Annotated in this window: 23 protein-coding genes and 1 riboswitch; of the genes, 9 read left to right on the top strand and 14 right to left on the bottom strand. The window is 72.8% G+C overall.

All coding sequences use genetic code 11. The features are described 5' to 3' along the window. Positions 1 to 9: 9 nt before the first annotated feature. Positions 10 to 423, bottom strand: coding sequence for a Fur family transcriptional regulator (locus ACZ6Z8_RS09070; protein WP_465607728.1), 414 nt, complete (start codon positions 421 to 423; stop codon positions 10 to 12). Positions 424 to 528: 105 nt separating this feature from the next. Between ACZ6Z8_RS09070 and ACZ6Z8_RS09065 the strand changes: the two genes are divergently transcribed. Continuing rightward, on the top strand, positions 529 to 2,004 hold the full coding sequence (locus tag ACZ6Z8_RS09065) for a catalase (RefSeq protein ID WP_465607726.1): 1,476 nt from the start codon (positions 529 to 531) through the stop codon (positions 2,002 to 2,004). 79 nt (positions 2,005 to 2,083) lie between these two features. On the opposite strand, the gene hisN is transcribed toward ACZ6Z8_RS09065, so the two are convergent. The 5 genes from hisN to ACZ6Z8_RS09040 all read right to left on the bottom strand — a co-directional run bounded on the left by hisN (position 2,084) and on the right by ACZ6Z8_RS09040 (position 6,781). Next, positions 2,084 to 2,881 carry a histidinol-phosphatase gene (gene hisN / locus ACZ6Z8_RS09060; RefSeq protein ID WP_465607724.1) on the bottom strand — a complete coding sequence of 266 codons (798 nt, stop codon included), beginning with the start codon at positions 2,879 to 2,881 and terminating at the stop codon, positions 2,084 to 2,086. Positions 2,882 to 2,954: 73 nt separating this feature from the next. Beyond that, positions 2,955 to 3,278: a DMT family transporter gene (locus tag ACZ6Z8_RS09055; protein WP_402818571.1), complete on the bottom strand. Its 324-nt coding sequence runs from the start codon at positions 3,276 to 3,278 to the stop codon at positions 2,955 to 2,957. A 121-nt stretch (positions 3,279 to 3,399) separates the two neighbouring features. Beyond that, on the bottom strand, positions 3,400 to 4,455 hold the full coding sequence (gene rsgA / locus ACZ6Z8_RS09050; RefSeq protein ID WP_465607722.1) for a ribosome small subunit-dependent GTPase A: 1,056 nt from the start codon (positions 4,453 to 4,455) through the stop codon (positions 3,400 to 3,402). 15 nt (positions 4,456 to 4,470) lie between these two features. Next, positions 4,471 to 5,826: a 3-phosphoshikimate 1-carboxyvinyltransferase gene (aroA, locus tag ACZ6Z8_RS09045; RefSeq protein ID WP_465607720.1), complete on the bottom strand. Its 1,356-nt coding sequence runs from the start codon at positions 5,824 to 5,826 to the stop codon at positions 4,471 to 4,473. 232 nt (positions 5,827 to 6,058) lie between these two features. Next, complete coding sequence (locus ACZ6Z8_RS09040) at positions 6,059 to 6,781, bottom strand: M50 family metallopeptidase (protein ID WP_465607718.1); 723 nt, start codon at positions 6,779 to 6,781, stop codon at positions 6,059 to 6,061. 138 nt (positions 6,782 to 6,919) lie between these two features. On the opposite strand from ACZ6Z8_RS09040, the gene ACZ6Z8_RS09035 reads away from it, so the two are divergent. The 8 genes from ACZ6Z8_RS09035 to def all read left to right on the top strand — a co-directional run bounded on the left by ACZ6Z8_RS09035 (position 6,920) and on the right by def (position 14,977). Next, positions 6,920 to 7,672 (top strand): SOS response-associated peptidase, encoded by a 753-nt coding sequence (locus ACZ6Z8_RS09035; protein WP_465607717.1) that lies wholly within the window; start codon positions 6,920 to 6,922, stop codon positions 7,670 to 7,672. 22 nt (positions 7,673 to 7,694) lie between these two features. Beyond that, positions 7,695 to 8,333: an alpha/beta hydrolase family protein gene (locus ACZ6Z8_RS09030; protein WP_465607715.1), complete on the top strand. Its 639-nt coding sequence runs from the start codon at positions 7,695 to 7,697 to the stop codon at positions 8,331 to 8,333. A gap of 455 nt (positions 8,334 to 8,788) precedes the next feature. Further along, entirely contained in the window at positions 8,789 to 9,439 is a 651-nt protein-coding gene (locus ACZ6Z8_RS09025) for a sigma-70 family RNA polymerase sigma factor (protein ID WP_188303068.1), read from the top strand. Beyond that, on the top strand, positions 9,436 to 9,897 hold the full coding sequence (gene rsrA, locus ACZ6Z8_RS09020; protein ID WP_465607713.1) for a mycothiol system anti-sigma-R factor: 462 nt from the start codon (positions 9,436 to 9,438) through the stop codon (positions 9,895 to 9,897). The genes ACZ6Z8_RS09025 and rsrA overlap by 4 nt, the downstream gene beginning before the upstream one ends. 340 nt (positions 9,898 to 10,237) lie before the next feature. Next, positions 10,238 to 11,659: an HD-GYP domain-containing protein gene (locus ACZ6Z8_RS09015; protein ID WP_465607711.1), complete on the top strand. Its 1,422-nt coding sequence runs from the start codon at positions 10,238 to 10,240 to the stop codon at positions 11,657 to 11,659. Then, the gene (locus tag ACZ6Z8_RS09010) at positions 11,656 to 13,011 is read left to right on the top strand and encodes an HD-GYP domain-containing protein (protein ID WP_465607709.1); all 1,356 of its coding nucleotides are present in this window, start codon (positions 11,656 to 11,658) and stop codon (positions 13,009 to 13,011) included. Before ACZ6Z8_RS09015 ends, ACZ6Z8_RS09010 begins: the two co-directional genes overlap by 4 nt. Positions 13,012 to 13,309: 298 nt before the next feature. Then, positions 13,310 to 14,296, top strand: coding sequence for a tetratricopeptide repeat protein (locus ACZ6Z8_RS09005; protein ID WP_380412007.1), 987 nt, complete (start codon positions 13,310 to 13,312; stop codon positions 14,294 to 14,296). A gap of 27 nt (positions 14,297 to 14,323) precedes the next feature. Continuing rightward, the gene (gene def / locus ACZ6Z8_RS09000; RefSeq protein ID WP_465607707.1) at positions 14,324 to 14,977 is read left to right on the top strand and encodes a peptide deformylase; all 654 of its coding nucleotides are present in this window, start codon (positions 14,324 to 14,326) and stop codon (positions 14,975 to 14,977) included. 63 nt (positions 14,978 to 15,040) lie between these two features. Here the strand turns inward: def and ACZ6Z8_RS08995 are convergent, their stop codons facing one another. From ACZ6Z8_RS08995 to ACZ6Z8_RS08960, 8 genes are all read right to left on the bottom strand, one after another. Then, positions 15,041 to 16,102 carry a ferritin-like domain-containing protein gene (locus ACZ6Z8_RS08995; protein WP_465607705.1) on the bottom strand — a complete coding sequence of 354 codons (1,062 nt, stop codon included), beginning with the start codon at positions 16,100 to 16,102 and terminating at the stop codon, positions 15,041 to 15,043. 275 nt (positions 16,103 to 16,377) lie between these two features. Next, positions 16,378 to 17,628: a serine hydrolase domain-containing protein gene (locus tag ACZ6Z8_RS08990; RefSeq protein WP_465607703.1), complete on the bottom strand. Its 1,251-nt coding sequence runs from the start codon at positions 17,626 to 17,628 to the stop codon at positions 16,378 to 16,380. A gap of 131 nt (positions 17,629 to 17,759) precedes the next feature. Then, positions 17,760 to 18,989, bottom strand: a complete 1,230-nt coding sequence (locus ACZ6Z8_RS08985) for a serine hydrolase domain-containing protein (protein ID WP_465607702.1) — start codon at positions 18,987 to 18,989, stop codon at positions 17,760 to 17,762. Positions 18,990 to 19,237: 248 nt separating this feature from the next. After that, on the bottom strand, positions 19,238 to 19,711 hold the full coding sequence (locus tag ACZ6Z8_RS08980) for a hypothetical protein (protein WP_465607701.1): 474 nt from the start codon (positions 19,709 to 19,711) through the stop codon (positions 19,238 to 19,240). Positions 19,712 to 19,796: 85 nt separating this feature from the next. Further along, positions 19,797 to 20,813 carry a ribonucleotide-diphosphate reductase subunit beta gene (locus ACZ6Z8_RS08975; protein ID WP_396476938.1) on the bottom strand — a complete coding sequence of 339 codons (1,017 nt, stop codon included), beginning with the start codon at positions 20,811 to 20,813 and terminating at the stop codon, positions 19,797 to 19,799. Next, a complete protein-coding gene (locus ACZ6Z8_RS08970; protein WP_465608415.1) occupies positions 20,813 to 23,233 on the bottom strand; it encodes a ribonucleoside-diphosphate reductase subunit alpha in 2,421 nt (806 codons plus the stop codon). Before ACZ6Z8_RS08970 ends, ACZ6Z8_RS08975 begins: the two co-directional genes overlap by 1 nt. A gap of 191 nt (positions 23,234 to 23,424) precedes the next feature. Beyond that, positions 23,425 to 23,550, bottom strand: a riboswitch (cobalamin riboswitch). Positions 23,551 to 23,629: 79 nt separating this feature from the next. Further along, the gene (locus ACZ6Z8_RS08965) at positions 23,630 to 25,327 is read right to left on the bottom strand and encodes a glycosyltransferase family 39 protein (RefSeq protein WP_465607699.1); all 1,698 of its coding nucleotides are present in this window, start codon (positions 25,325 to 25,327) and stop codon (positions 23,630 to 23,632) included. After that, complete coding sequence (locus ACZ6Z8_RS08960) at positions 25,324 to 26,403, bottom strand: glycoside hydrolase family 26 protein (protein ID WP_465607697.1); 1,080 nt, start codon at positions 26,401 to 26,403, stop codon at positions 25,324 to 25,326. The genes ACZ6Z8_RS08965 and ACZ6Z8_RS08960 overlap by 4 nt, the downstream gene beginning before the upstream one ends. Positions 26,404 to 26,406 lie beyond the last annotated feature (3 nt).

Below are 26,406 nucleotides of genomic sequence, written 5' to 3'. Positions count from 1 at the left end.
CGCGGCTGATCAGGGCCGGCAGTCGGGGCACAGGCCGCGGTAGGTGACCTCGGCGGTGGCGACGGCGAAGCCGAAGCGCTCGGCGGCGGGCAGGGCCGCGAGCGGGTCGCCGTGGGGGTGGACGTCGCGGATCGTGCCGCAGCCCGAGCAGACCAGGTGCTGGTGGGCGCGGTGGGCGTTGGGGTCGTAGCGCTTGGCGCGGCCGTCGGTGGCGACCTCAAGGACCTCGCCGAGGGCGACGAGCTCGCCGAGCGTGTTGTAGACGGTGGCGCGGCTGATCTCGGGCAGGCGGCCGGCCGCGCGGGCGTGCACCTCGTCCGCGGTGAGGTGGACGTGCTCGCCGTCGAGGACCTCGGCCACCACCCGGCGCTGCGAGGTCAGCCGCCAGCCGCGTCCGCGCAGTCTCTCCAGCAGGTCACTCATGGAATCAGAGTAAGTCACGCTCTGAGATTGGTGCCAGTGTTGACTTAGACAAAGTCCAAGTTAGGATCGTGTCATCACGACCGGATCCCTCGGAGGCGACCCGCTATGACCACGCAGGACGAGCTGCGCCCGACCCTCACCACGGAGGCCGGCGCCCCCGTCGCCGACAACCAGAACACCGAGACCGCCGGGGTCGGCGGCCCGGCCCTGATCCAGGACCAGCTGCTGTTCGAGAAGCTCGCGCACTTCAACCGCGAGCGGATCCCGGAGCGCGTGGTGCACGCCCGCGGCGCGGGCGCGTACGGGACCTTCACGGTGACCGCCGACGTGACCCCCTGGACCCGCGCGGCCTTCCTGTCCGAGGTCGGCAAGCAGACCGAGGTCTTCCTGCGCTTCTCCACCGTGGCCGGCAACCTCGGCGCGGCCGACGCGGTGCGCGACCCGCGCGGTTTCGCGCTGAAGTTCTACACCGAGGAGGGCAACTACGACCTCGTCGGCAACAACACCCCGGTGTTCTTCATCAAGGACGCCATCAAGTTCCCGGACTTCATCCACACCCAGAAGCGGGACCCGTACACCGGCTCGCAGGAGGCCGACAACGTCTGGGACTTCTGGGGCCTGTCGCCCGAGGCCACCCACCAGGTGACCTGGCTGTTCGGCGACCGCGGCATCCCGGCCAGCTACCGGCACATGGACGGCTTCGGCTCGCACACCTTCCAGTGGCAGAACGAGGCCGGCGAGCACTTCTGGATCAAGTACCACTTCAAGACCGACCAGGGCATCCGCAACCTCACCCAGGCCGAGGCCAACAAGCTCGCCGGCGAGGACCCGGACAGCCACCAGCGCGACCTGCGCCAGGCGATCGAGCGCGGCGAGTTCCCCAGCTGGACGGTGCAGGTCCAGATCATGCCGGCGGCCGACGCGGCCACCTACCGCTTCAACCCCTTCGACCTGACCAAGGTCTGGCCGCACGCCGACTACCCGCCGATCGAGATCGGCCGGCTGGAGCTCAACCGCAACCCCGACAACGTCTTCGCCGAGGTCGAGCAGTCGGTGTTCTCCCCGGCGCACTTCGTGCCCGGCATCGGCCCGTCCCCGGACAAGATGCTCCAGGGCCGGCTGTTCGCCTACGCCGACGCCCACCGCTACCGGGTCGGCATCAACGCCGACCACCTGCCGGTCAACCGCCCGCACGCCACCGAGGCCCGCACCAACAGCCGCGACGGCCACCTGTACGACGGCCGGCACGGGCGGCAGAAGAACTACGAGCCGAACAGCTTCGGCGGCCCGGTGCAGACCGGCCGTCCGCTGTGGGCGGCGACCGCGCTCGACGGGTACACCGGCACCCACGCGGCGCCCTCGCACGCCGAGGACGACGACTTCGTGCAGGCGGGCAACCTCTACCGGCTGTACTCCGAGGAGGAGAAGCAGCGCCTGATCGCCAACCTGGCGGGCTTCATCGCCAAGGTCTCGGCCGACCGCGAGGACATCGTGGAGCGGGCGATCGACAACTTCCGCAAGGCCGACGCCGACTACGGGCAGCGGCTGGAGGCGGCGGTCCGGGAACTGCGCAAGCAGTAGCCGGACCGGGAAAGCGGCGGGCCCCTCGACCAGCTCCCACTGGTCGAGGGGCCCGCAACCATGTGCGTCGGGGCGAAGCTCAGACGGACAGGCGCCGCAGGGCCTCCCCGTGCAGCAGGCCGTTGCTGGCCACCGCGTCGGCGCCGCCCGGGCCGGGCACGCCGTCCAGGCCGGTGAAGCGGCCGCCCGCCTCCTCGACCACGATGCAGGGCGCGGCCATGTCCCACAGCGAGAGCTCGGGCTCGGCGGCGACGTCCACGGCGCCCTCGGCGACCATCATGTAGGACCAGAAGTCCCCGTAGGCGCGGGTGCGCCAGCAGGCGCGGGTGAGGTCCAGGAACGGGTCGAGGCGGCCGCGGTCCTCCCAGCCGGTGAGCGAGGAGTACGAGAAGGAGGCGTCCTCGATCCGGGAGACCCCGGAGACGTGGATCCGGGAGGCCTTGGCGAGGCTGCGGCCCGCGTACGCGCCCAGGCCCTTGGCCGCCCACCAGCGGCGCTGCAGCGCAGGGGCGGAGACGATGCCGACCACCGGGCGCTCGACGCCGTCCGGGCCGTCCTCCAGCAGGGCGATCAGGGTGGCCCAGACCGGGACGCCGCGGATGTAGTTCTTGGTGCCGTCGATCGGGTCGATCACCCAGCGGCGCGGGCCCGAGCCCTGGAGGCCGAACTCCTCGCCGAGGACGGCGTCGCGCGGGCGGGCGCGCTGGAGCACGCTGCGCACCAGTTCCTCGGCGGCCTTGTCGGCGTCGCTGACCGGGGTCAGGTCCGGCTTGGTCTCGATCTTGAGGTCGAGGGCGCGGAAGCGCTCCAGGGTGACCGAGTCGGCCGAGTCGGCGAGGACGTGGGCGAGTCGGAGATCGTCGTGGTAGTCGGCCATGTCGGAAACCCTAGCTCAGTGACCCGGGCCGCCCTGGGCAGAAGGGCGCGCCGGTGCCGGAACGCGCGGCGGGTCAGTGGGCCGTGCCGCTGAGCTGGAGGCCGATCACGCCGGCGATCACCAGGGAGATGGAGACCAGCTTGAGCACCGAGGTGGTCTCGTCCAGGAAGACCATGCCGTAGATCGCGGTGCCGGCCGCGCCGATGCCGGTCCACACCGCGTAGGCGGGACCGACCGGCAGGTTCTTCAGTGAGAGGGTGAGCAGCCCGAAGCTGCCGAGCGCGAACACGCAGAAGCTGATGGTGGGCCAGAGCCTGGTGAAACCCTCGCTGAGCTTGAGGTTGATCGCGAAGCCGGTCTCCAGCAGGCCGGCCAGGACCACCAGGGCCCATGCCATCGCGTGCCCTCCCAGTCGATCGACGGACGGGCCGTGCCCGGCCCGACTTTCCTATGATCACCAGGGAGGGCGGCTCCGACACCTCGAACGGGCCACGAACCCGCGAGGGACGGCGGGCCCGTCAGTCGCCCTCGCGGGCCTCCTTGCTGGACAGCAGGCGGCGCAGCGAGTAGAGCCGGGCGGCCTCGGCGTGGCCGTCGGCGACCCAGGCGTCCAGGGCGCAGTCCGGCTCGTCGTGGCTGCACGCGCGCGGGCAGTCGACGGTGCCGGGCTCCAGGTCGGGGAAGGCGTGGATGACCCGGGACGGGTCGATGTGGGAGAGGCCGAAGGAGCGGAAGCCGGGCGTGTCGATCACCCAGCCGGTGTCGAGCGCCTTGCGGGAGCCGGCCTTGGCGCCGGGCGGCGGGGGCAGCCGCAGGGCGAGGGCGGAGACGGTGGTGTGCCTGCCGCGGCCGGTGACGGCGTTGACGTGGCCGGTCTGCCGCCGGCGGTCCGGGACGAGGGCGTTGACCAGGGTGGTCTTGCCGACGCCGGAGTGGCCGATGAACACCGTGGACAGTCCGCGCAGGTGCTCGCGGACGGCCTCGGCGCCGGCGGTCTCCAGTTCGTCCCGGCGGGTGACGACGTAGTTGATGCCGAGCGGGGCGTACGACTCCAGCAGCGGTTCGGCCGGGGCGAGGTCGGACTTGGTGAGCACCAGCAGCGGTTCCATGCCCGCGTCGTAGGCGGCGACCAGGCAGCGGTCGATCAGCCGGGGGCGCGGCTCCGGGTCGGCCAGCGCGGTGACGATGGCCAGCTGGTCGGCGTTGGCGACGACGATCCGCTCGTACGGGTCGTCGTCGTCCGCGGTGCGGCGCAGCACGGAGCTGCGCTCCTCGACCCGGACGATCCGGGCGAGGGTGTCGGTGTCCCCGGAGAGGTCGCCGACCAGGTTGACCACGTCGCCGACGACGACGCCCTTGCGGCCCAGCTCGCGGGCCTTCATGGCGACGACCTGGCGCTCCTGCTTGGTCCCCGGGTCGACCAGGCAGGTGATCCTGCCGCGGTCGACGGTCAGCACCATCGCCCCGGCGGCGTCCTCGTGCTTGGGCCGGATCCGGGTCCGCGGCCGGGAGCCCCGGCGGGCGGGGCGGTTGCGGATGTCGTCCTCGTCGGCGTCCTTGCCGTAGCGGCGCATGGCTCCAGTCTCCGCTCAGGCGTCCTTCGCCGCTCCGCCGTCGCCGTCGCCTTCACCTTCGCCGAGCAGTTCCGCCCACATCTTCGGGAAGTCGGGCAGGGTCTTGGCGGTGGTGGCCACGTTCTCCACCCCGACGCCGGGCACGGCGAGGCCGAGCACCGCGCCGGCGGTGGCCAGGCGGTGGTCCTCGTAGGTGTGGAAGACGCCGCCGCGCAGGGGGCGCGGGCGGATCCGCAGGCCGTCCTCGGTCTCGCTGACGTCGCCGCCGAGGTCGTTGATCTCCTTGGCGAGGGCGGCGAGCCGGTCGGTCTCGTGCATGCGCAGGTGGGCGATGCCGTACAGGTGGGACTCGGAGTCGGCGAGGGCGGCGACGGCGGCGATCACCGGGGTGAGCTCGCCGACGTCGTGCAGGTCGGCCTCGATGCCGTGGATGCGGCCGGTGCCGGTGAACTGCAGGCCCTCGTCGGTGAACTCGCAGGCGCCGCCCATCCGGGTGTAGAGGTCGCGCAGCTGGTCGCCGGGCTGGGTGGTGTGCTTGGGCCAGTCGCGCACGGTCACCCGGCCGCCGGTGACCAGGGCGGCGGCGAAGAACGGGGCGGCGTTGGACAGGTCGGGCTCGACCACCAGGTCGCGGCCGAGCAGGGCGCCAGGGGTGACCCGCCAGACGTCCTTCTCGCCGCCGTCCTCGGGGGCGTCGACCTGGGCGCCGGCCAGGCGCAGCATCTCGACGGTCATCCGGATGTGCGGCAGCGACGGGACGGGGCCGCCGACGTGCCGGACCTCGACGCCGTGGTTGTAGCGGGCGCCGGAGAGCAGCAGCGCGGAGACGAACTGGGACGAGGAGGAGGCGTCCAGCTCGACCGGGCCGCCGTCGAGGCCGCCGGTGCCGTGGACGGTGAGCGGGAAGCTGCCGCGGCCGCCGTCGTCGATCCGGGCGCCGAGCGCGCGCAGGGCGTTGATCACGCCGTGCTGGGGGCGCTCGTGGCTGCGCGGGTCGCCGTCGAAGTGGACCGGGCCGTCGGCGAGGGCGGCGAGCGGGGGCAGGAAGCGCATCACGGTGCCGGCGTTGCCGACGTCCACGTTGGCGGGGCCGTGCAGCACGGGGGCGGGGATGACCCGCCAGGCCTCGCCGCCGCCGGTGCCGCCGGAGTCGTTGTTGACCTTCTCCTCGATGGTGACCCCGAGGGCGCGCAGGCCGTCGGCCATCAGCTGGGAGTCCCGGCTGCGCAGCGGCCGGCGTACCCAGCCGGGCCCGTCGGCGAGTGCCGCCAGCACCAGGGCCCGGTTGGTGACCGACTTGGAGCCGGGGATGGTGACGGTGGCGTCGACGGGGGCGGTGGCGACGGGGGCGGGCCACGGGGTCTCGGTCATGGGGGCCAGTCTAGGGGCCGTCCTCGGCCTCCCGTCGTCCGCCCGGAGGGCGGGCGGGGCGGCGTCGGGGTGCGTGCGTCGCAGGGCGGAGGAGGGGGCCACTGCGGAGTGTCGGCGACCGGCGACAACGCGGCGAGGCGCGTGCCCCGGCGTCGCCCCACGGACGGGAGGCCGGGGACGACCCCTGAAGGGCCGTACCGGAACGGACCCCGCGACGGCCGCACGGTGAGGGTTACAGGGGTTGGAGCAGCCAGCTGGCACCCAGGGCGAGGCAGGCGAGGGCGATCAGCAGGAAGACGGTGACCCAGGCCAGGGCGGGGACGTGGGTGAGCCGGGCGAGCTGGTCGGCGTCGGAGTCGCGGGCCCAGCCGATGCGGCGCTGGTGCTGGAGCTCCAGGACCGGGCGCACCGCGCCGAACAGCAGGAACCAGCAGCCGAGGTAGGCGAAGCCGGCCTGGACCTGGGCGCTGCCGAACCAGGAGACCAGGAAGAAGGCGCCGCCGGCGATCAGGACGACGAACAGGCCGAAGGCGTTGCGGATGCGGACGAGCAGGGCCAGCAGCAGGGCGACGGCCAGCCACAGCAGCAGGGTGATCCGGTCGGCGGCGAGCAGGGCGGCGCAGCCGAGGCCGAGCAGGGCGGGGGCGGTGTAGCCGGCGGCGGCGGTGAGGATCATGCCGGGGCCGGTGGGGCGGCCGTAGGAGAGGGTGAGCCCGGAGGTGTCGGAGTGCAGCCGGATGCCGGCGAGCCTGCGGCGGGTGGCGAGCGCGGCGAGGCCGTGGCCGCCCTCGTGGGCGATGGTGACGGCGTTGCGGGCGACGTGCCACAGGGGCCGGGCGAGGACGGTGAGCAGGGCGGCGCAGCCGGTGGCGAGGACGAGCCAGCCGGGCGGGGCGGCCTGGGTGCCGGTGACCCGGTCCCACAGTTCGCCGAGGTTCTGGTTGTTCGGGTTCATCGGGGGGTCTGCGCCTCCGTTCGCTGTGTTGGGCCGTTCGGGGCAGCCTCCCATGCGGGGACGGGTGGGCGGGAGCGGGCGGTTCTGGTCCGTGGATGAGGAAGTGGTGAGGGCGGGCGGCGTGGCAAGCTGGCCCGCATGTGCGGTCGCTTCGCAGCCAGCAGCAAGCCCGAGGACCTCGTCGAGCTGTTCGACGTGGAGTTCTGGGATCCGGAGGAGTCCCTGGACCCGAACTGGAACGTGGCGCCGACCAACAGCGCCTTCGTGGTGCTGGAGCGGCCGGCGAAGGGGGCGGCGCGGCCGGTGCGGCAGTTGCGGGCGCTGCGCTGGGGGCTGGTGCCGCAGTGGTCGAACTCCGCCGAGACGGCGGTGAAGATGATCAACGCGCGGTCGGACACGGTGCACGAGAAGCCCGCGTACCGGCAGGCCTTCTCCTCGCGCCGGTGCATCCTGCCGGTGGACGGCTACTACGAGTGGCAGACGGTGCCGGGCGAGCGGGGGAAGGCGCGCAAGAAGCCGTTCTTCGTCTCCCGGGTGGACGGCGGTCCGCTGGCGCTGGCCGGGCTGTACGAGTTCTGGCGCGACCGGACGGTGCCGCCGGGGGATCCGCGGGCCTGGCTGGTGACCTTCACGGTCGTCACCACGGACGCCGAGGAGGCGCTGGCGCCGATCCACGAGCGGATGCCGCTGTTCCTGGACCGGGAGTCGTGGGGCGAGTGGCTGGACCCGGGGCTGGACGACCCGGACGAGCTGCGCCGGCTGCTGATACCCCCGCCGCCGGGGGCGCTGCTGGCCACGCCGGTGTCGCCGGCGGTGGGCAACATCCGCAACAACGGCCCGGAGCTCAAGGAGCCGTGGGTCGAGGTCGAGTACGAGACCACACTCTTCTGAACGCCGCACGGGAGCCGCTGAGATGACCACCTCCGAACTCGTCGCCACGGAGGCCGGGGACGCCCGGATCACCTACCACCGGTCGGACGCCGCGAGGGCGGTGCTGGCGCTGGGGCACGGCGCGGGCGGCGGGATCGGGGCGCGGGACCTGGTGGCGCTGGCCGAGCGTCTGCCGGCGCGCGGGATCACCGTGGCGCTGGTCGAGCAGCCGTGGCGGGTGGCGGGCCGGAAGCTGGGCCCGGCGCCGAAGACCCTGGACCTCGGCTGGCGGCCGGTCGCGGAGCTGCTCGCGGGGCAGGGGCTGCCGCTGGTGGTCGGCGGGCGCAGCGCGGGGGCGCGGGTGGCCTGCCGGACGGGGGCGGCGAGCGGTGCGGTGGGGGTGGTGGCGCTGGCGTTCCCGCTGCACCCGCCGGGCAGGCCGGAGAGGAGCCGGGCGGAGGAGCTGCTGGGGTCGGGGCTGCCGACGCTGGTGGTGCAGGGCGCGGCGGATCCGTTCGGCGGGCCGGAGGAGTTCCCGGAGCTGCCGGAGGGGCACGAGCTGGTGGGGCTGCCGTACGGGAACCACGGGTTCGAGGTGCCCAAGCGGGCGGCGGTGGGGCAGGACGAGGTGCTGGGGCTGATCTGCTCGGCGGTGGGGGACTGGGTGCTGGGGCTGGTGTGACCGCGCCGCCGCGACCGTGCCGCCGCGACCTGCCGTCGTGGGCTCGCCGTCGAGATCCGCTGCTCGGGTCCCCCGCTGTGAGCAGGGCGTTTCCACTCGCTCACTCGTGCGAGTGAATGGTGGGGCAGGGCGGGAATGCGGGCGGGGCCGGGGTGGTTGTCGTGTCCGTCAGCACGAGTCACCGGTGAGAGGCAGGGCAGATGGGTTCGATCGCGTGCCCCGAACGGCCTGAGGAGCGCGAGGCCGCCGTGGCGTTCGCTCCCTCCTGGCCGGAGTGGATTGACGCGGGCGAGAAGCCCGTCAGCCCGATATCCTCCATTTCTGGGCGGCCCGCCGTGGGCCGCGCGCGTGTTGCCGAGGAGGTGGGTCCGGTCGTCGGGACCGAGCACGAGGCCGATCCGGGCCGTGGCCCGGACGAGGCCCTGCCTGCGGGCGAGGCGCTCACCGGTGAGGAGCTGGCCGAGGCGATCGGTGAGGACACCTTCCGGGTGTCGGCCGAGGAGTCCGAGGAGACCCGGCGGGAGCGCTTCGAGCGCGACGCCCTGGGGTACCTCGACCCGATGTACTCCGCGGCGCTGCGCATGACGCGCAACCCCGCGGACGCGGAGGACCTGCTCCAGGAGGCGTTCGCGAAGGCGTACGCGTCGTTCCACCAGTTCCGTGAGGGCACGAACCTCAAGGCCTGGCTGTACCGCATCCTCACCAACACGTTCATCAACTCGTACCGCAAGAAGCAGCGCGAGCCCCAGCGCACCGCGGCGGAGGAGATCGAGGACTGGCAGCTGGCCCGGGCCGAGTCGCACATGTCGACCGGTCTGCGCTCGGCCGAGACCCAGGCGCTCGACCACCTCCCCGACAGCGATGTGAAGGACGCGCTCCAGGCCATCCCGGAGGAATTCCGGATCGCCGTCTATCTCGCGGACGTAGAAGGCTTTGCGTACAAGGAGATCGCGGACATCATGGGTACTCCCATCGGTACGGTGATGTCCCGGCTGCACCGCGGCCGCCGGCAGCTGCGCGGCATGCTGGAGGACTACGCCCGTGAGCGCGGGCTGGTCCCGGCCGGCAGCGGGGCAGGGCAGGAAGCGAAGGGCTCGGGCTCATGAGCTGCGGCGATCCGCACGAAACCGAGTGTGGCGAGGTCCTCGACCACCTCTATGAATTCCTCGACAACGAGATGGCCGAGGGCGATTGCGCCAAGTTGCGCGTGCACTTCGAGGAGTGCTCGCCGTGCCTGAAGCAGTACGGGCTGGAGCAGGCGATCAAGGCGCTGATCAAGCGGTCCTGCGGCTGCGACGACACCCCGGCGGACCTGCGCGGCAAGGTCCTGGCCAGGATCGACTCGATCCGGTCCGGGCAGCACTCGGGCGAGCCGGTGGTCGTCGCGGTGGACGCCTCGGTCGAGGTGCACGGCGAGTCGGCCCGTCCGGCGCCCAGGCCGGACGGAGCGCAGAAGCGGTCGCAGGGCGGGGCGCAGTCCCCGGCGCAGGACGACGACGACACGTCCGAGGAACCGGCCGCGCGCCCCGGTGCGCCGGTCGAGGCCGGAGCCCCCGCGGAGTAGTCGGGCGGGCGGCCCGGGCGGTCCGCCGACGAGGGCGGGCGAAACGGTTCGGTCCGGGAGTTCAGCGGCCCCGGGAGCGTGCGCTCCCGGGGCCGCTCCCGTTCTGCTCGCATGCGCCCTCACTCGTTCGAGTGAGTTGGCGGTGCGCCAACTGCGCCATTGCGTGATCATGCGTCCCCGCACCCGGGCGGCGGCCTATCCTCCTGACGGACGCTCACCGCCGGGCACCCCCGGCGCGCTGAGGCAACACGGGGCCCGGACGCGGGAGGTCGAGATCGCTACCGACAGTGGAGGCGCGACCCTGCCGCGGGGGGCGGCGCGCTACCTGACGACCGTTCCGGTGGCGGCGCTGTGCTGCCTGCTGCCGCTGCTGCCCCAGGCCGTCACGCCCGGGGTGCCGCACTGGCTCGGCCACCCGGTGGACTGGCCCAAGGTCGGCTTGCTGGGCTTCCTGCACGGCTGCTGGGAGTCGCTCGCCCAGGGACTGCCGACCCCCTGCTCGCTCCTGCTGCGCCGGTTGCTGCGCCGCCCGGTGCCCGCCGGACGGGCGCCCGCCCGTCCGGGCGTGAACGCCTTCTTCCCGGTGCTGTTCGCCGGGGTGCTGATGCTGCCGCCGGCCGCCGCCGCCCTGGTCGCCGCCCCGGCCGCGCTGCTCGGCGGCCCGACCGGCCCCGGCTGCCGCGGACGCCAGCTGTTCAACGGCTCCCAGCTCGCGCTGTGCGCCTTCGCCGCCTCCGTCGCCTTCCACCTGCTGCACGGCCCCCAGCTGCTGCTCGGCTCCCGCTTCCCGGCCGCGCTGCTGCCCGGCTTCGCCGCCGTCGCCGCGTTCTGCCTGGTCAACGGGCTGGTGGTGGGCGTCATGGTGGTGCTCAGCGAGGGCCGGCGGGCCGGTGAGGTGCTGCGCGGCGCCTGCGCGGTGTGCGGGCTGCCGGTGCTGGTGCACGCGGCCGGCGGGCTGATGGTCGCGGTGCTCTGGCAGGGCCCGTACGGGGCGTTCGCCGCGCTGCTGGCGCTGCTGCCGCTGTCCATCTCGGCCTGGGTGTTCGCCCAGGGCCAGCGCGAGCGGGACGCCCACCAGGCCACGGTGCAGTCGCTGGTGCAGGCGGTGGAGATCAAGGACGCGTACACCCGCGGGCACAGCGAACGGGTCGGCCGGGCCTCGGTGCTGATCGCCACTCAGCTCGGCATGGAGCCCGAGCGGCTGCGCACCCTGCGGTTCGCCGGGATCCTGCACGACGTCGGCAAGCTCGGGGTGGCCACCGAGCTGCTGCGCAGAAACGGTCCCCTCAGCGAGGACGAACGCCGCGCGGTGGAGGTCCACCCGGTGTACGGGTACGAGCTGGTGCGCGGGATCGACTTCCTCGGCGAGGCGCACGCCGGGATCCTGCACCACCACGAGCGGATGGACGGGCGCGGCTACCCGAGCGGGCTGGCCGGCGAGCAGATCCCCGAGTTCGCCCGGATCATCTCCGTCGCCGACGCCTTCGACTCGATGACCTCCACCCGCTCCTACCGGCGCGGCCGCCCCGTCACCGAGGCGGTCACCGAGCTGGAGCGCTGCTCCGGCAGCCAGTTCGACCCGGTGATGGTGCGGGCGCTGATCGACGCCCTGGCCGTGCACGACTGGCAGCCCGTGGTGCCCTCCGAGGACTGCGTACGGGCTGTGCCGGACATCCCGCTCGGGGTGCCCGAGCCGGTGCGGGCCGCGCCCGGCCGGGTGCCCGCCCAGGGCGGGACCGCCGCCGTGGCCGGGCAGTCGTGACCGGCCCCGGGCGCGCGGTGCCGCCCGTCGGCCGGACCGTCCGCGCCCGTGCACCGCGCGGGAGCACCGCCCGCGCGGTGTACGCGGCCGCCGCCGGGCTGCTGGTGCTCGCACTCGGCGCGGTCGCGGAGCGCGGGGTCGCCGAACCGCGGATCGCGCTGGCCTTCGCCGCGCTGATCGCGCTCGGCGAGTGCGTCCGGATCACCCTTCCGGGGGACCGGGAGCAGGCGCCCATCGGCGCCGCCGGCGCGCTGGCGTACGCCCTGCTCGGACCGCTGCGCGGGGTGCCGACCGCCCACGGCACCCTCCAGGTGGTCGCCGTCACCGGGGTCGGCCTGCTGCTGGGCTGGCTGCCCGGCCTCGCCCCGCACCTCCCGGGGCGCCCCCACCGGCGCCCGCCCTGGGCCGACCCGGCCCGCCGCGACAGCGCCGCCCGCCGGCTGCTCGCGGTCGGCTTCGCCGCCGCCGTCTTCCAGCCGCTCTACAACGGCGGCCTGGTCGACCGCTTCTCGCCCGAGGGCCCGGCGTACGGGGCGTTCCTGACCGCCGTCGCCGCGCTGGCCGCGCTCTGCGACGCGACCCTGGCCGCGCTGCTGCGCGCCTCCGCCAAGGGGCTGCGGTTCCCGGCCGCGCTGGACGACGAGCTGCGCTCGCTGTTCGGCATCGGCTCGGCGATCGTCGCCACCGGGATGCTGGTCAGCCTCGCGGCCGGCGAGGTCGGGCTGTGGGCGCTGCCGCTGTTCTGCACCCCGCTGCTGCTCGCCCAGATCTCCTTCCGGCGGGCCGCGGCGGTGCGGGCCACCACCGGGCAGACCATCGCCAGCCTGGCCCGGGCCACCGAGGTCGCCGGCTACACCCCGCACGGGCACGCGCGCCGGGTCGCGGACACGGCGTGCGCGCTCGGCCGCGAGCTGGGGCTGGGCACCCGCGAGCTCGCCCTGCTGGAGTACGCGGCGCTGATGCACGACGTCGGCCAGCTGTCCCTGGTCGAACCGGTCCCGGACGGCGCCACCGCGCTGCTGTCCTGCGCCGAGCAGCAGCGCATCGCCCGGCTCGGCAGCGAGGTGATCAGCCGTACCGGGGTGCCCCGGCAGGTCGCCGAGCAGGTCGCCCGACTGGCCGACCCCTGCCAGGGGCCGGCCGGCGGCGAGCGGCCGGTGCCGCTCGCCGCCCGGATCATCCGGGTCGCCAACGCCCACGACGACCTGCTGACCGCCGCCCGCGGCCGGGGCCTCGGCGAGGCGGTGGGGCGCCTGGAGGCGCTGGAGGTGCTGCGCCTGGGGCGGGGGCGGGTCTACGACGCCCGGGTGGTGGACGCGCTCGCCCGGGTCGGCGGGCAGGGCCGGGGCTGAGACGGGGGCCCTCCGGGCCGGGGCGGGACACGGCGGGGCCGGGCGGGTACCTTCGCGCCCGGCCCGGGGGTGCCGGTCGGGCGGCGGCCGTCCGGGGTTGAGGAGGCGCGCCGCGGCGGGCAGGCTGGGGAGGGGCGGGCCCCAACCTCGGCGGTGGGGAGCGCGGGTGGGGGCGGGCGTGGTTGGATGCGGTCGTAGCGTGGAACACCGACCCGGAACACCGGGACCCGGCCTCCGTCGAGGACGGGACGGGCCCGGCGGTACGGGACTTGAGCGGACGACGACGGCAGGGACGAACGTGAGGATCTTCCACCGGGCACGGCACCGGCCGTCCGCCACCTGGCGGCAGACGACCGACCGGGCCTTCACGCTGATCGGCGACGGGCGCTACGAGGACGCCGGCGCCCTGCTGGTGATGGCCGCCGACCTGGAGCCCTGGCTGTCCGACTCCTGGTTCAACCTCGCCCTGCTGCACAAGTTCCGCCGCGACTGGGAGCAGGCCCGCTCGGCCGGCCTGCGCGCCGTCGCCCTGCTGGACCGCGAGCACGGCGCCCCGGACTGGTGGAACCTCGGCATCACCGCCACCGCCCTCCAGGACTGGCCGCTGGCCCGCCGTGCCTGGCAGGCGTACGGGCTGAAGCTGCCCGGCGGCCCCGGCGGGGACGGCCCGGTCAGCCTGGACCTCGGCACCACCCCGGTGCGGCTGTCCCCGGACGGCGAGTCCGAGGTGGTGTGGGGCCGCCGGCTCGACCCCGCCCGGATCGAGGTGCTGTCCATCCCGCTGCCCTCCTCCGGCCGCCGCTGGGGCGAGGTGGTGCTGCACGACGGCGCCCCGCACGGCGAGCGGGTCACCGACGGCGTCGCCTACCCCGTCTTCGACGAGATCGAGCTGTGGGCGCCCTCCCCGGTGCCGACGTACGTGGTGCTGCTGCAGGCCGCGACCGCCGGCGACCGGGACGCCCTGGAGCGGCTGGTCGCCGAGGCCGGGTACGCGGCCGAGGACTGGACCTCCTCGGTGCGGCTGCTGTGCCGCGCCTGCTCGGAGAGCCGGATGGCCTCGGACGACGGGGTCGTCGCCCACCACGACCCGCACGACGACGGCGACGCCGCCCACCCCGGGCACCTCAGCCACCTCAGCCAGGGCGGCGCGGCCGGGATGTCCTGGCTGGTCGAGCGCGAGTGCGGGATCGCGGCCCCGGCGCACCTGGTCCGGGTGCTGCTGGACCGCTGGGTCGCGGCCGCCCCTGGAACCCGGGCTTACCGGGATCTCGAAGAAGTCTGCTGAGTACCCTGGTGAGGTACGCGTAGACCTATGGAAGCGGAAGACATGGCGGAGCAGCACGACCACGAGCACGAGCACGACGTGGAGGGGGCGGCGCCCGAGGCCCCCGTGAAGGTGATCGGTGAGGAGCCCGACCTCAGCAAGGGCACCGCGCGCCCGATCACCGTGGTCGGCAACCCCGTCCTGCACCGCGAGGTCAAGGACGTCACCGTGTTCGACGGCGAACTCTCCGCGCTGATCGACGACATGTTCCAGTCGATGTACGCCGCCGAGGGCGTGGGCCTGGCCGCCAACCAGATCGGCGTCGACCTCAAGGTCTTCGTCTACGACTGCCCGGACGACGAGGGCGTGCGCCACATCGGCCACGTGATCAACCCGCGGCTGGAGGAGTACCCGGCCGACCGCCGCCGGGTGCTCGACGACGGCAACGAGGGCTGCCTGTCCGTCCCGACCGCCTACGCCGAGCTGCCGCGTCCGGACTACGCGGCGGTGACCGGCGTCGACAAGGACGGCCAGCCGATCCGGGTCGAGGGCACCGGGTTCTTCGCCCGCTGCCTGCAGCACGAGACCGACCACCTGTACGGCACCCTCTACATCGACAAGCTGTCGAAGCGGGACCGCAAGGACGCCCTGAAGCAGATGGCCGAGGGCACCGCGAAGTACGCGACCGTGCCGAACGAGTAACGGCCGCTTGCACGTTGGAGGCCGGTGCGGGTGGACCGCACCGGCCTTCGTGCTGCTCGGAGGCTATTGCCGGACGAACAGCCACTCCGGGCCGTAGCTGAAGCGGGGATCGGCGGGCAGCTTGATGCCGCTCAACTGCTGCGCCGTACCGCGCAGTTCGCCCATGTGGCCGATCGCCTCGCCGAGCGACGCGGCGCCGCCGTCGCCCCAGGCCGCTTCGAGGGCGCGCAGCATGTCGCTGTAGGACGTGTTGAAGTCGTTCAGCAGGGCGGCGGTGGCCCGGTCGGGCCTGTTGCCGGGGTCGTCGGCCCAGCCGCCCTTGGGGACGCGGGCGACCGGGTAGGTGTCCGGCAGGGGGACGTCGGGGCCGGTGAACTCGTACTTCTTCGTCGTCGGGTTCTGGACGAGCTTCCTGCCGACGGCGATCTCCTTGAACGCGTAGTAGTGGGCGAGTTCGCCCGGGGCGCCGGGGAAGGGGTTGTCCGGGGAGGCCGTGGTGCCCTCGCCCTGGGTCCGGATGATGTCGATGGCTTTCAGGACGTCGTCGATGGTGTTCATCGGGACGATGTCGTTGCCGGCGCCGTGGCTGGACCCGAGCGGGAAGCTGATCTGGTGCTGCCCGGTGATCAGGTGGGCGAAGGTGGGGAAGACATTGGCGATGCGCTGGTAGAAGGCGCCGATCGTGTTGCCCCCGGCGGCGAAGGCGAGCGGGTCCTCGGGCTTCTCGATGTCGGAGAAGAGTGCGGCGGACTCGCGGGTCAGCCCGCTGAGGTAGACGGTCAGGCCGGGGTTGACGCCGCCGGGCAGCTCGCCCGGGTACTTCGGGACGGTGGCGGGGTCGGTGAGGACGACCGTCCCGCCGATGGTGGTGAGCATGTTGCAGACCAGGCCGAAGTGCGACATCTCGTCGAAGACGATCTCGCGGATGGTGTGGCGGACCGGCTTGCTGTTGTCGGGGTCGGTGATCGACCAGAGCGCGGTGGCGTAGGGCGGGATGGTCGAGAGCTCCAGCATGATCGCCCGTTGGAGGGCGTCCTTGAGCTCCTTCTCGGTCCAGTCCTCCTCCGCCATGCTCATGAGCTGGACGATCGCGTCGCTCTCGTAGTCGAGGATTCCGGTGGTCACGGGCGAGCCCCTTCCGTTCGGCTGTGCGCCGGACCGTAGCGGGGATCGGGTCGTGCGTATGCGTGTGATGCCGGTGTGGCTCGGGAGTTCAGCCGGACGGGTGGAGTGCGGACCGGGCGTGCCCGCCCCGGGTCGGTTCGAATGCCGGTCGGGGACAGGGGAGTTGGCGGCCGTGGGCGCTGTCGGAGCGGCCGGCCGGGGTGCGGTGCGCCGTTCGGGCGGCCCGGACCTGCGCAGCCCTGCCGGTGAGTGGCACCCCGGCCTGGTGGTCCCTCTCACGGGGCGAAGGTGCCGGAGAGGATCCGGTTGACCAGGGCGAGGTCGTTGCCGCCGCCGGTGGTGGGGTTGAAGGAGTACACCAGGCGTCGGCGCAGGTCGCGGGTGGCGAACATGCCGTCGGTGTAGCCGAAGGTGCTGCCGGTCTTGCCCCAGACGGTCACTCCGTCGGGGAGGGTGGCGCGCAGCAGGCCGGCGCTGTAGTAGGCGCGGCCGTGGCCCGGGTCGTGGTCGCCGCCGCCGAGGTAGGGGACGTCGGGGACGTCGAACAGTTCGGCCTGCTCGGCCGGGGGGAGGAGCCGTCCTCGGAAGAGGGCGGTCAGGAAGCGGTCGAGGTCGGCCGTGGTGGAGATCATGCCGCCGGCGCCCGGGTTCTGTTCGGTGATGTCGACCAGCCGCGTCCCGCCGGCCGGCTGCGGCACGGCGATGTAGCCGTGGGAGTGGGGGCCGGGGATGGTGGTGTCGCGCTCCGGGGCGGTGGTGTCGCGCAGGTGCAGCGGTTGCAGGATCCGGGTGGTGATCTCCTGCTGGTAGGTGTGTCCGGTGAGGTTCTCGACGAGCATGGCGGCGACGTAGTAGCCGGTGGCGCCGTAGACCTGCGTGCTGCCGGGGTCGCTGAAGGGGCGCTCGTGCCGGACGGCCTTGGCGACCAGTTCGGCGAGCGGGTGGTCGTCGAATCGGTGCTCGACGATGCCGTCCGGGGTGGTGGGCAGGTCGTCCGGGGTCAGTTCGGGAAGGCTGCTGGTGAAGTTGAGCAGGGTGCGGACGGGGACGGGCGGGTAGCTGTCCGGCAGGACGTTCGGCAGGTAGTGCTGGACGGGCCGGTCGAGGTCGAGGCGGTCCTCGGCGGCCAGTTGCAGCACCACGGTGGCGATGAACGTCTTGGTGACGCTGCCGAGGCGGAACCGGCCGTCGACCGGCACCGGTGCCCCGGTCGCGAGGTCGGCGGTCCCGTACGTCCCGGTCCAGTGGCCGTCCGGCCCGCTCACGCGCGCCAGCACGCCCGTGGTGCGGTCGGGCGCACTCGCCAGTGCCTGCCGCAGGGCCTGCGGGTCCAGCTTCGGCAACCGGTCGTCGGTGCGGTCGACCGCTGCTGCCGGCCGGGCGGCGGGAGCAGCCATCGCCGGGACGGCCGTGCCCAGCGTCACCGCGGTGAGCACGGCGCAGGCGAGCGCCGCCATCGGCACCCGCCTGCGTCGGCGGACCCCCGTCGTGGTCGGGGCATTGGAGGAAGTCGGCTCGATAGTCATGCCGATGACCGTGCCGCACGGTCGCGGTGCGAGGAATCAGGGATCACCCCCGAACTCGCCCCGATCCATCCCTGATTCCGGCTCGGCTTCCGGGCCGACTGGACCGCGCCCGCTGCAGCGTGTGGGGGAGTTCAGTGGTGCGAGGTGGAGGGGGCCAGGACCGCCGTCAGCAGGCGGTTGGCGAGAGGAGTCGGGGCGCCGAAGTCGAGGCCGAGGTTGGAGGTCGAGTACACGGCGTGGACGGACAGGTCGCGGGTGGCGAACATGCCGTTGGCGTAGCCGTCGTCGTGGCCGGTCTTGCCCCAGAGCAGGGTGCCGTTCGGCAGCGGGGTGGACATCAGGCCGGCGCCGAAGCAGGCCACCTTGTTGCAGGAGGTGCCGCCGATGAACGGGACGAGCTTGCCCTCGTTGTCCTTGGGCAGGGTGAACAGCTCGTTCTGCTGCGCGGCGGGCAGCAGGCGGCCCTGGAGCAGCGCGGTCAGGAAGCGGTCGAGGTCGGCCGTGGTGGAGATCATGTTGGACGGGTCGCCGCCCTGCTCGCTGGTGTCGACCGCCCGACCGCTGTCGTCGGTCATGTAGCCGTGCAGGTAGGGGCGGGGCATCACCGGGTCGTCCTCCGGCACCGACGTCTGGTTCAGGTGCAGGGGCTTCAGGATGCGGGCGGTGACCTCGTCCCTGAAGGAGTTGCCGGTGGTCTGTTCGATGAGCTTGCCCGCGATGCGGAAGCCGAGGGAGTTGTACTCCTGCTTGGTGCCGGGCGTGAAGTGCGGGCCGGGCGCCGGGCGGCCGTCGTCGGGGTGCAGGGTGTCCTGGATGATCTGGTCGAAGGTGCGGTAGTCGTACCGGTCGGCGATCGTCTCGTCGGCGCTCATGGGGGGCTTGCCCTCGTCCACGTTCGGCAGGCCGCTGGTGTAGTTGACGAGCTGGCGGACGGTGATCGGGTCGAAGGTGTCCGGGAGCAGACCCGGCAGGTAGTGCTGGACGGTCTGGTCGAGGTCGATCCGGCCCTCGGCGGCGAGCTGCAGGATCACGGTGGTCTCGAACACCTTGGAGATGCTGCCGGCGTGGAAGTGCGCGTTCTCCGGGATCTTCCGGCCGGTCTGGCTGTCCACGGTGGAGCCCTTCCACATCTGGCCGGGCTCGGCGACCAGGGCGACCGCGCCGGCGGAGTCGTCGGAGGGCCGGGTCTCGATGGCGGCCTGCAGCGCGGCGGGATCCAGCGGCGGGAAGGCCGTCGCGGCGGTGGAGCCCGCGCCTGTGCTGTCTGCGGCGAAGGCCTGGGCGCCGACGGCGGCGGTGAGGCCGACGACGGCGGAACAGGCCAGCCCGAGGGCGGCGGCACGACGGACGAACGGCTTCATGTGGAGCACCCCGTGGGATCAGCTCGGCTGAGCGGGCCTCAGCGACATGATCAATCGTGTTCGGTGGCAGGCCGGTTCGGTATCGGGATCAACCCCGATCCGCCCCTGAGGCGCCCCCGACGGCACCAAGGGCCGGTTCTGCTGTTCACGGGTGAGGCGTGGGCCGACTTTCTCGCCGGGGTCAAGGGTGGGGTGTTCTCGACCGACCGATGAAACAGCGGTGCCCCGGGCGGGGCACCGCTGTTCGCTCAGCTGAGGTTGTCGTACCAGAAGAAGAGCGTGCGCAGGAGTACACCCGGGCCGCCGGCGCCGAAGGCGATCACCATGGCCTGGCCGACCGCCACATCCGTCGGGTCGATGCCCTGGGACCACGTCACCTTCGCGTCCAGGCCGGGGATGGTGCGGCCGGGGGCGTACGAGCGGAACGTGCCGCGGGCGTGGGCGATGACCGTCCCGTTGCGGCGCAGCTCCGCCCTGCGCAGGCTGGTCGACCTCAGTTCGTAGCTGCGGTCGCCGAGCACCGCCGTGCGGGTGCGTGCCTTCCGGGTGGTCGGCACGTTGTGGCCGTTGATGTTCATCGCGCCGTGGTCGCGGTCGGGCACCACCGTGACGGTGGGCATCCCCGCCCCCTGGACCCGTGCCACGACGGACGGCCAGCGGTCGTGACTGACCTGTATCGGCCCGAACGGGCCGTCGACCACACGCTGTTGGAGCTTGGACATATCTGCGCTTCCCCCGAACACCGAGAACCGACAGCGGAGCTGCCGTGAACGGCAGCTCCGCTGTTTTTGCTGAACGATATTCGACCTAGAAGTCGTCGTCGAAGGACACCGAGCCCTCGACCGCGACCTGGTACGCCGACACCCGGCGCTCGAAGAAGTTGGTCAGCTCCTGGACGTTCTGGAGCTCCATGAACCCGAACGGGTTGGTCGACCCGTACCGGATCGGCATCCCGAGGCGGGCCAGGCGCTGGTCGGCGACGGCCTCCAGGTACTGGCGCATGGAGTCGGTGTTCATGCCGGCGAGACCGTCACCGCACAGGTCCTGGGCGAACTGGAGCTCGGCCGCGACGGCTTCCTCCAGCATCTCGGTGACCTGCTTGGCCATCTCGTCGTCGAAGAGGTCGGGCTCCTCCTCACGGACGGTGTCGACGACCGACATCGCGAAGTCCATGTGCATGGACTCGTCGCGGAACACCCAGTTGGTGCCGGTCGCGAGACCGTGCAGCAGACCGCGCGACCGGAACCAGTACACGTACGCGAACGCGCCGTAGAAGAACAGACCCTCGACGCAGGCCGCGAAGCAGATCAGGTTCAGCAGGAAGGCCCGCCGGTCCTCCTTGGTCCGCAGCGACTCGATGTGGTCGACCGCGTTCATGTACTTGAAGCAGAACTGGGCCTTCTGGTGGATGGAGGGGATGTTCTCCACCGCCGCGAAGGCCGCGTTGCGGTCCTCCGGGTCCGGAAGGTAGGTGTCCAGCAGCGTCAGGTAGAACTGGACGTGGACGGCCTCTTCGAACAGCTGTCGCGAGAGGTACAGCCGTGCCTCGGGCGAGTTGATGTGCTTGTAGAGGCTCAGCACCACGTTGTTGGCGACGATCGAGTCACCCGTCGCGAAGAAGGCGACCAGGCGGCCGATCAGGTGGCGCTCGCCCTCGCTCAGCTTGGCGAGGTCGGCGACGTCCGAGTGCAGGTCCACCTCCTCGACGGTCCAGGTGTTCTTGATCGCGTCGCGGTACCGGTCGTAGAACGACGGGTAGCGCATCGGGCGCAGGGTCAGCTCGAAGCCGGGGTCGAGCAGCATCTTGCGGTCGTCGGCGGTCATTACTGGCAGGCCTCGCAGGACTCGGGGTTCTCCAGGGAGCAGGCGATGGCGGCTTCCTGCTCCGGCGTGAGGGCGGGGGTGCCCACGGGGATCGTGCCGGCGGGCACGGGCGCGGCCGCGCGCGCGGCGCCGGAGGCGGCCTGGGCGATGCGGGTCGCCGGGCGCGAACGCAGGTAGTAGGTGGTCTTCAGACCGACCTTCCACGCGTACGCGTACATCGAGCTGAGCTTGCCGATGGTCGGCGCCGCCATGAACAGGTTCAGCGACTGGCTCTGGTCCAGGTACGGCATGCGGGCCGCGGCCAGGTCGATCAGCGCGCGCTGGGGCAGCTCCCAGGCGGTGCGGTACAGCGAACGGACCTCGGCGGGCAGCCAACCCAGCTCCTGCACCGAGCCGTTGGCGTCGCGCAGCGCGTCGCGGGTCTGCTGGTCCCAGACGCCGAGCTCCTTGAGCTCGCGCACCAGGTACGGGTTGACCTGGAGGAACTCGCCGGAGAGCGTCTCGCGCTTGAACAGGTTGGACACCTGCGGCTCGATGCACTCGTACACACCGGCGATGGACGCGATGGTCGCGGTCGGCGCGATCGCGAGCAGCAGCGAGTTGCGCAGGCCGGTCTCGGCGATGCGGGCGCGCAGGGCGGTCCAGCGGTCGGCCCACTGGGGGGCGGCCGTCGGGAAGTGGTCGATGTGCAGCTCGCCGCGGGCGGCGCGGGTCTCGCCGTAGGCCTCGTGGCGGCCCAGCTGCTCGGCCAGGTCGGCGGAGCGCTCGTAGGCGGTGAGCATGATGCGCTCGGAGATCAGCGTCGACAGCTGCTTGGCCTCGGCCGAGTCGAAGTCGATCCGCAGCTTGAAGAAGACGTCCTGCAGGCCCATCACGCCGAGGCCGACCGGGCGCCAGCGGGAGTTGGACGTACCGGCCTCGGTGGTCGGGTAGAAGTTGATGTCCACCACGCGGTCGAGGAAGGTCACGGCCGTGCGGACGGTGGCGTCCAGGCGCTCCCAGTCCATCGCGCCCAGCAGGTCGTCGGCCGAGGCGCCGGCAGCCACGTGGGCGCCGAGGTTGACCGAGCCGAGGTTGCAGACGGCGGTCTCGGAGTCGTCCGTGACCTCCAGGATCTCGGTGCACAGGTTGGAGGAGTGCACCGTGCGGCCCGGCAGCGCGGTCTGGTTGGCGGCGCGGTTGGAGGCGTCCTTGAAGGTCATCCAGCCGTTGCCGGTCTGCGCGAGGGTGCGCATCATGCGGGCGTAGAGGGTCTGCGCCGGGATGGTGCGGACGGCCTTGCCGGCCAGCTCGGCCTTGCGGTAGGCCTCGTCGAACTCCTCGCCCCACAGGTCGACCAGCTCGGGCACGTCGGCCGGGGAGAACAGCGACCAGTCGGCGTTGGCGTTGACCCGGCGCATGAACTCGTCCGGGATCCAGTGGGCCAGGTTGAGGTTGTGGGTGCGGCGCGCCTCCTCACCGGTGTTGTCGCGCAGCTCCAGGAACTCCTCGATGTCCGCGTGCCAGGTCTCCAGGTAGACGCAGGCCGCGCCCTTGCGGCGGCCGCCCTGGTTGACGGCGGCGACCGAGGAGTCGAGGGTGCGCAGGAACGGGACGATGCCGTTGGACTTGCCGTTGGTGCCGCGGATCAGGCTGCCGCGCGAGCGGATGCGCGAGTAGGACAGGCCGATGCCGCCGGCGTGCTTGGAGAGCCGGGCGATCTGCGCGTAGCGGTTGTAGATCGAGTCCAGGTTGTCCAGCGGCGAGTCGAGCAGGTAGCAGCTGGACATCTGCGGGTGCCGGGTGCCGGAGTTGAAGAGCGTCGGCGAGGAGGTCAGGTACTCCAGGCGGCTCATCAGGCCGTACAGCTCGGCCACCTCGCGCACCGACTGCTCGGAGTCGCCGACCGCCAGGCCGCAGGCGACGCGGAGCAGGAAGTGCTGCGGGGTCTCGATGACCTTGCGGGTGATCGGGTGGCGCAGCAGGTAGCGGGACTGCACGGTGCGCAGGCCGAAGTACTCGAAGCGGTCGTCGCCCTGGGCGTCGATCAGGGCGTCGAGGGCGGCGGCGTGCTTGGCGACGAAGGCCGCGGTGGTGTCGCCGATCAGGCCCTCGGCGTGGCCGACGGCGATCGAGGCGGAGAAGGAGACCGAGCCCTGGCTGTTCGCCTCGTCGACGATCTCCAGGGCGAGCAGGCGGGCCGCGAGCTTCGAGTACTGGGGGTCCTCGGCGATCATCGACGCGGCGGCGTCCACGGCCAGCCCGCGCAGCTCGGCGAAGTCCGAGCCGGCGTGGCGGCCGCGCAGCGCGGCGGCGGCGACATGGCCGGGGTCGACCTCGGTGAGGTCGGCGCTGCGGTCGGTGAGCAGCCGCAGCAGCGCGCCCCCGGGGTCGGAGACCGTCGGGTCGGTGAAGGCGGAACCGGAGCCCTGGGCGGGCAGGGTGGCTGAGGCAGCGGTGGTCAAGGCGCTCTCTCCTGGCGGCGATCGGCGGCGTGATCGGGGTCACCCGGGCCGATCTGGGCAGGGGAGCACGGCGCGGACGCAAACAGCGCCGCGCGAGGTGTCTCCCCGGCCCGCCCGCGAGGCCCGGAGGGGTGGTGCTCAGTGCCGGCGCGGCCTCTGCGGGAGGGCCGTGGCGCACGCTGTCGGCAGGTACTCGGACTCGCGGGCGCAGCTGCTGGAGCCGCCCGCACACCGCTGCGGGGCAGTCCCGGACTCCCACCGGGTTCCCCTGCATCGACAGCAGGAGTGAGCATACATGTAGTGCCGGCTGACTGCGGCGGCACCATATGTTGTGCCTGTCGTGTTGCGCGTGTCGACGGGCCGGGCGGCCGATCAGTGCTTCAGGTACACCTTGTACGTGCTCGAATCACCCGTCGGAGAGGTGAATTGGGCGATCAGCCGGTAGTGCCCGCTGGCGGTCAGAGCGGCGCTGAGCGCGCGGTCGGTGGCCTCCGGCGCGGTGCTGTCCAGAACGACCATGGTGAACCAGCCGTTCCGGATCGCGGCCGTGCTGCCGTCCGTGCCGCGGTGCTGCACTCCGGCGTCATCGCGGTAGTCCGTCCCGGCCTGCGCCGAGATCCACTGCTCGGGCTTGCTGACGCTGCCGAGGTAGTACTCGGCGAGTCCGTCGACCTCGGTGAGGTAGTGGCCCTGGGGGACGGCGTGCGCCCTCAGGACGGCCAGCAGGCGGCCGGAATCGGGCCCGTTCTGGTAGCGCAGGGCGGACTGCTCCATGCCCAGGGCCAGGAGCGCGACCCAGACCAGGATGCCCAGCTGAGGGTGGCGGAAGTGGGCGCCGACCAGCCGGGTGAGGCCGAGCCCCGCGAGCGGGGCGGCGAGCAGCATGCCGTAGCCGAGGTGGCGGAACAGCGCGCCGGAGGTACCGGTCCACAGGTGGGCGGCGGGGATCAGCAGTGCGGTGAAGGTCAGGACGGTGCCGAGCAGGACGCGCTGGCCCCGGGTGGTGGCGGCGCCGTCATTCTCGGGCGACTCGTGTTCGTTCATCTGCTCGCGGCGGACGTACGAGACCGTGCCGGCCACCGCGAGGAGGGTGAACAGGCCGCTCCACTGGAGGGTGCCTAGCAGGATGGAGCCGGTCGAGCCGGGGGCGTTGCCGTGCGCGGGGGACCAGTGGGCGACCTTCCCCAGCTGGCCGTAGGGCAGCAGCAGGAGGACGGTGCCGGCGCCCAGCAGCAGGGCGCGCAGCGCGGCCGGGCCGGGCCGGCGGTGCGGCCAGGCACCGGCCAGGGCCAGGAGGACCAGGGCGGGGGCCGCGAAGACCGCCGAGTGGGCCACGGCGCAGGCCAGGGCGACGGGCGGGGCGGCGGTCAGAACCAGGGCCGGGGAGCGCCGGGCGGTGAACACCGTGAGCCAGGCCGCGAGGGCGACCAGGAGGACGGCGAGGGACTCGGGGGCGCCGTAGAAACCGCCCACGACGGTGGACTGCAGCACGGCGTAGGCGGCTATGCCGCAGATGGCGACCCGTTCGTTGAAGAGCTTTCGGGTCAGCGAGTACAGCAGCACCGTCGTGAGCAGTCCGAAGCCGAGGCTGAGCAGCCGGGTGCCCCAGATGCCCCCGGCGTTCGCGGCTGCGCCGGCCAGCGGCGGGTACAGCCACGGCGAGCCGGGGATGCGGTCGACCAGGTCGGTGGTGACCGGGGTGCCGTGCAGGAGGTGGGCGAGCTGCTGACGGCCGGCGACCATGGCGACGGCCTCGTCGGGGTGCGCGGCGGCGAGCAGGCGCAGCGATAGCGCGGCCTGGACGGCCAGGACGGCGCCGAGCAGGCCGCGGGCGATCCAGCGGCGCCGGGGGCTGGAGGCGGGGTCCCAGCCGATCGCGGGTACCTGCGGGATGGTGTACGGGGCCAGCTCAACGGCGTCGGGGTTGTCCACGGCCACGGTCACGTCCACCGCCACGGCCGCGGCTGCGCGGTCATTCGCGGGCGGGTCCGCCGCCGGCGTCCGGGCGCCGGGGGCCTGCTGGGTGGGGATCTTCGGCGCGGGGGAGAACTCGGGCTCAGTGCTCATCATGGGTTCCGGATGTCGAAGCCGTAGCGGGCGGCGGACACGCGCTTCTTGAAGGCGGCGAGGGTGTCCGGAACGGTCTCGACCCGCCAGTCCGCCCGCTTGATCATGTTGAACCAGATGAAGCCGACGATGTCGTCGTGCGCCTCCATCCCGGAGAACAGCTGGTCGACGAAGTCGCGCTGGTGCCTGCCCTGTTCGGTGGCGGTCTCGCTGATGAAGAAGGGCTTCTTGCTGAAGGTGCGGATCTCGGCCATGGTCGGGCCGTACAGGGTCTCGAAGGTCTTGGGGCCGTCGTTGGTGAAGTACCCGGTCATGCCGGCCCAGTCGACGTAGTCGTCACCCGGGTAGTACGGCGCGAGGCGGGTGTTGGGCGCGGGGACGGTGATGTTGGGGCTCCACACCCAGATCACGTTGGTGGCGCCGGCCTTGTCGAAGATGTCGTGGACGCGGCGCCAGGCCGCGACGAAGTCCTGGGGGCTGGCGGTCTTTCGGCCCCACGGGTACCAGTCGCCGTTCATCTCGTGCGCGATGCTGATGGCGATGGGCAGGTCGAGCTTGGCGACGGACTTGGCCACGCCGCGCACGTAGTCGTCGGTGTCGCCGGCCGCGATCGAGGCCAGCGAGTGGTCGTACGGCTCCCAGGCCATGAAGGGCAGCGCCCCGGTGTCGTAGATCCTGCGCACACCGGCGGTGTCGAAGCCGCCCTTCCAATGGGCGTAGTACTCCAGGACGTTGGGCTGCTTGCCGATCGCGGAGGTGTAGCCGGGCAGGGCGTCCATCGAGGCGGGCACGCCGGCCAGGGCGGCGCCGAGGTACTTGCGGCCCGGCTTGAGCAGCGGGGTGACGTCGTAGGGGACACCGGTGAGCCGGGGCTTGGTCGTGGCCGGGGCGCTCGGGGCCGGGGTGCCCGTGCCGGTGCCGGCGCCGGGGCCGGTGGCGGTCGGTGCGGGCTGGGCGAGGTCCTCCTGCAGCGCGAAGCCCGGGTCGGCGGGGCCGCACGCCGTGACGAGCAGCAGGGCGGCGGTGAGCAGCGGGAGTGCCAGTCGGCGCAGGCCGGCCCGTCGGGAATGGGCGGACATGGC

Source organism: Kitasatospora sp. NPDC101108 (assembly GCF_055584725.1).
The sequence above is the reverse complement of the archived record's forward strand: the minus strand, read 5'-3'. Positions and strand labels throughout refer to the sequence as shown.

Bases quoted from the DNA above. Each gene is read 5' to 3' on its own strand.
- rsgA (WP_465607722.1), bottom strand. From the start codon at position 4,455: ATGCGCCGCTACGGCAAGGACGCCGACGAGGACGACATCCGCAACCGC.
- ACZ6Z8_RS08985 (WP_465607702.1), bottom strand. From the start codon at position 18,989: ATGAAGCCGTTCGTCCGTCGTGCCGCCGCCCTCGGGCTGGCCTGTTCC.
- ACZ6Z8_RS09055 (WP_402818571.1), bottom strand. From the start codon at position 3,278: ATGGCATGGGCCCTGGTGGTCCTGGCCGGCCTGCTGGAGACCGGCTTC.
- aroA (WP_465607720.1), bottom strand. From the start codon at position 5,826: ATGACCGAGACCCCGTGGCCCGCCCCCGTCGCCACCGCCCCCGTCGAC.
- ACZ6Z8_RS09035 (WP_465607717.1), top strand. From the start codon at position 6,920: ATGTGCGGTCGCTTCGCAGCCAGCAGCAAGCCCGAGGACCTCGTCGAG.
- def (WP_465607707.1), top strand. From the start codon at position 14,324: ATGGAAGCGGAAGACATGGCGGAGCAGCACGACCACGAGCACGAGCAC.
- ACZ6Z8_RS09070 (WP_465607728.1), bottom strand. From the start codon at position 423: ATGAGTGACCTGCTGGAGAGACTGCGCGGACGCGGCTGGCGGCTGACC.
- ACZ6Z8_RS09040 (WP_465607718.1), bottom strand. From the start codon at position 6,781: ATGAACCCGAACAACCAGAACCTCGGCGAACTGTGGGACCGGGTCACC.
- ACZ6Z8_RS08965 (WP_465607699.1), bottom strand. From the start codon at position 25,327: ATGATGAGCACTGAGCCCGAGTTCTCCCCCGCGCCGAAGATCCCCACC.
- ACZ6Z8_RS08980 (WP_465607701.1), bottom strand. From the start codon at position 19,711: ATGTCCAAGCTCCAACAGCGTGTGGTCGACGGCCCGTTCGGGCCGATA.
- hisN (WP_465607724.1), bottom strand. From the start codon at position 2,881: ATGGCCGACTACCACGACGATCTCCGACTCGCCCACGTCCTCGCCGAC.
- ACZ6Z8_RS08990 (WP_465607703.1), bottom strand. From the start codon at position 17,628: ATGACTATCGAGCCGACTTCCTCCAATGCCCCGACCACGACGGGGGTC.
- ACZ6Z8_RS08975 (WP_396476938.1), bottom strand. From the start codon at position 20,813: ATGACCGCCGACGACCGCAAGATGCTGCTCGACCCCGGCTTCGAGCTG.
- rsrA (WP_465607713.1), top strand. From the start codon at position 9,436: ATGAGCTGCGGCGATCCGCACGAAACCGAGTGTGGCGAGGTCCTCGAC.
- ACZ6Z8_RS08960 (WP_465607697.1), bottom strand. From the start codon at position 26,403: ATGTCCGCCCATTCCCGACGGGCCGGCCTGCGCCGACTGGCACTCCCG.
- ACZ6Z8_RS09030 (WP_465607715.1), top strand. From the start codon at position 7,695: ATGACCACCTCCGAACTCGTCGCCACGGAGGCCGGGGACGCCCGGATC.
- ACZ6Z8_RS09065 (WP_465607726.1), top strand. From the start codon at position 529: ATGACCACGCAGGACGAGCTGCGCCCGACCCTCACCACGGAGGCCGGC.